We start from the raw sequence: 3,274 nt of genomic DNA, 5'->3' as shown, positions 1-3,274 counted from the left end.
ACTAGAATATAATTGAATAAATGCTTTTATAAAAGGAAAAGGTTTGATCTGACTAAGATTTTTTCAAGCCTTTTTCTTTTTTCTTTATTCTATTTCTTCTCGATTAGTTATTATAAATTTTACTTTAATACTGCCAAGAGAATTGGATGTTAACGGAAAATTATTATTTTTTGTAAATGAAGCTTCTCTTTGCAGCGAATATAAGTTAGTTGGCGATTGCTAGCAAAATTATTTAAATTAATATACACTTCTTGTAATGGCTTAAGTGGATCAAATGGGCTCTACTTAAAGAACAAGACTATCCCCTATCTCTTCTATTTGTCTCCTTATGGCCTTTTCAAATTGATTCATAAATGAACATAAAGCATAATCATAAAGCGGTGAATAATAAGATTTTGGTGTTGTAGTGAATCGATTTTTAGTAGTAAATCCATTTTGTACATTGTTATATCCATTAAGCCCCTCAATGAACTTTCTCCAGCATACATACTCATCTGCATTGTGACATACATCGCCGAAACTTCCTTTTAAAGATAGATTTCGAACACAACCTAGATGGCACTTCATAACAGTATTAAGCAGCAAGCGGGCAGTACTTTTATAGATTGCTCTTTGATCGTTATACGTTTCATTTGATTCAAGAAAAGGGTTTATTTGTTTTTTAATTGCATTTTGATTTGGTTTAAATAGTGACTGACTGATTGATATTGAGGTTTCATATCCATCCTCTATTTTCCCTGTTTGTATTAACTGAAGAACCATAAGAGTATATAAAATTTTCAAAAAAAGGCGGCTTATCATTTTTAGCAAGCTGCCTGTTTTTTATCAAAGAAAATAGTAACTCCTTGTATTTATTTCAAAATATTTAAAGCTTCCTTCGTAAATGAACACAGTTCTTCGGTGTTACCTTCACGAATTTTTGTTACCCAAGCCGGATCGCTTAGTAGTGCTCGTCCAACGGCCACAAGATCAAACTCTTCTCGCTCAAGACGGTCGATCAGATTATCGATATCTGCCGGTTGTCCACCCTTACCTTCCGTGAATAAGCTCCTGACCTCTGAATCCAAACCAACTGATCCGACTGTAATTGCTGGTTTACCAGTAATTTTACGAGCCCAGCCAGCCAGGTTAAGGTCTGATTCCTCGAACTCTGGCTTCCAGAATCGTCGTGTTGAAGCATGGAAAATATCTACACCAGCCTCAGACAGCGGTTCAAGGAAAATTTTCAATTCATCGGGAGTCTTTGCTAGTTTGAAATTATAGTCGGCAGCTTTCCATTGAGAAAATCGGAAAATAATAGTGAAGTTAGGACCGACAGCTTGACGCACGGCTTTGATTACGTCTACAGCAAAACGTGTGCGACTAACTAGATCACCACCATATTCATCTGTACGCTTATTGGTTACGTCCCAGAAGAACTGGTCTATAAGGTATCCATGAGCGCCATGTATTTCCACTGCATCAAACCCAAGTTTCTTAGCATTAGAGGCAGCATTTGCGTAAGCTTGAATGAGTTCTTGAATCTCTTCGACGCTTAACGGTTCAGATACCTTTTCACCAGTTAAACTGATACCTGATGGACCGATTGGATTGACATCTGAATCAGGAAAATTTTTCTTTTCGCGCGCCATACCAGTGTGCCAAATCTGTGGAGCAATTTTCCCTCCAGCCTCATGTACTTCCTTAACAACTTGTGCCCATCCGTTTAGAGCTTCTTCACCATAAAAATGTGGAACATCAGGTTCTGCTCCAGCTGCAGGATGCTCAATTAGAGTACCTTCAGTGATAATCAAACCAACTCCGTTCTCAGCTCGTCTTCGATAATATTCAGCAACATTGGAACCTGGAATCCCATTCGGTGAAAACTTGCGGGTCATTGGTGCCATAACAAATCGATTTTCAAGCTTCAATTCTCCAATTTCAAATGAGGTAAATAATGGTTCAACAGATTTTGTTGATTTCATAAAATTCTCTCCTTTTTAAACTAATAAAAATAATCAAAAGTAGTCTCTGCAAGGAGTAGGAGACTTATTCTAACTACAATTTTTATTGGATTTAGTTTAAATTCATTTTGTAAAATATTGAAGTCCTTTAAGACAACGAACAATATATAAATAGTTATAAAAGATAAAAAAATTCCTTTTTCTATCAATTCACTTTCCTCCAAAATTTCAAATGAAAATTAGCCTCTCAATATTTATTGTAATATTCCTTATTCAACTAATCTACCATTGGCAACTTATAATCTTTAACTAACACTTGCGTAGTTCAAAATGGACTTATATAAAACTTATAAATTAACTGTATGGTTTTTAGGGAGCGACAAAAGCAACCAAGGCCGCTCAGTCGGGACTGTAGCAGCAAAAACAAAAGGCTCGCAAAAATATCGTGTGTATCTCCAATGGGATGGCTCAGGCTATATTGCAACAAAAGTTGAACCTGCTTCATAAAGGTAAATAAGATGTACCTAAGAGACATCCTCAGGCTGTCGAGAAACACTCGACAGCCTATTTTAAGTCATCTATTCATTGGGATAATCGTTTTATGCTGGTATATTTGCTGGATTAATCACATTTGTCGGGGGTATTTTAGCCATATTCATTATTAAAAATGACTAATACCTTATTCAACATAAATTAAAAGGATCTATCCAATAAGCCCTCAATGTCTTTTAAAATAAATCAGGTTTACGTACATTATTTTCATTTATTATCGATGTTACAATGTGTAGTGAATCCCATTCTCCACCTGAAAATTTTATAATTGGGTATTTTTTTGGAAATAGCTTATTACGGATAACTTCAGCTGAATTCCCTTCTTTTTGTAAAGTTAATACATTATGTTTAATAGATAATAAATAATCTCGTTTTCGTTCAAGCGCTGCGCGACCATCTTCTACAAACCCTACATGGTTGCAAAATACATCTTGAAAATCATAAGTTAATACTCTCTCTAATGAGTGAATAATTGAAGGGATACTTTCTTCTGCTAATACGACTTTTGTCCGGTCACTTACAAATAAATCTCCCGTAAATAATTGACCTGTTTCCTGATTTAATAAAGCTTTATGATCAAAAGCATGACCAGGAGTATCGATTACTTTCCATGTCGCATTTCTGGATGTAAACGTTTCAGGCATAGCCTTAGCATGAAACGGCTTTCGTCTCCCCCAAAAGAGTTGCCTATATAAAGGATAATCTGCACGTCGTGCGCAATAATCAATTGTTTTTTCATTTAAATAAATTGGTAGTTTCTTAGTTTTTTCAATATAAGC

The 3,274-nt window shown here is 35.3% G+C and carries 4 protein-coding genes; 1 reads left to right on the top strand and 3 read right to left on the bottom strand.

The window, feature by feature from the left end:
* Positions 1 to 285: 285 nt before the first annotated feature.
* Complete coding sequence (locus CN514_RS20245) at positions 286 to 783, bottom strand: hypothetical protein (protein ID WP_141529450.1); 498 nt, start codon at positions 781 to 783, stop codon at positions 286 to 288.
* A gap of 68 nt (positions 784 to 851) precedes the next feature.
* Entirely contained in the window at positions 852 to 1,964 is a 1,113-nt protein-coding gene (locus tag CN514_RS20240; RefSeq protein WP_098234130.1) for an NADH:flavin oxidoreductase, read from the bottom strand.
* A gap of 309 nt (positions 1,965 to 2,273) precedes the next feature.
* On the opposite strand from CN514_RS20240, the gene CN514_RS26900 reads away from it, so the two are divergent.
* Complete coding sequence (locus CN514_RS26900; protein WP_176525999.1) at positions 2,274 to 2,450, top strand: DUF1510 family protein; 177 nt, start codon at positions 2,274 to 2,276, stop codon at positions 2,448 to 2,450.
* Between the two features lie 221 nt (positions 2,451 to 2,671).
* Here CN514_RS26900 and CN514_RS20235 read toward each other — a convergent pair.
* Positions 2,672 to 3,274 (bottom strand): MBL fold metallo-hydrolase (locus CN514_RS20235; RefSeq protein WP_098234129.1); only part of this gene is annotated, 603 nt, incomplete at its 5' end.

Source organism: Bacillus sp. AFS001701 (assembly GCF_002559405.1).
Taxonomy (GTDB): domain Bacteria; phylum Bacillota; class Bacilli; order Bacillales; family Bacillaceae_G; genus Gottfriedia.
This window is presented reverse-complemented; position numbering and strand designations above follow the sequence as displayed.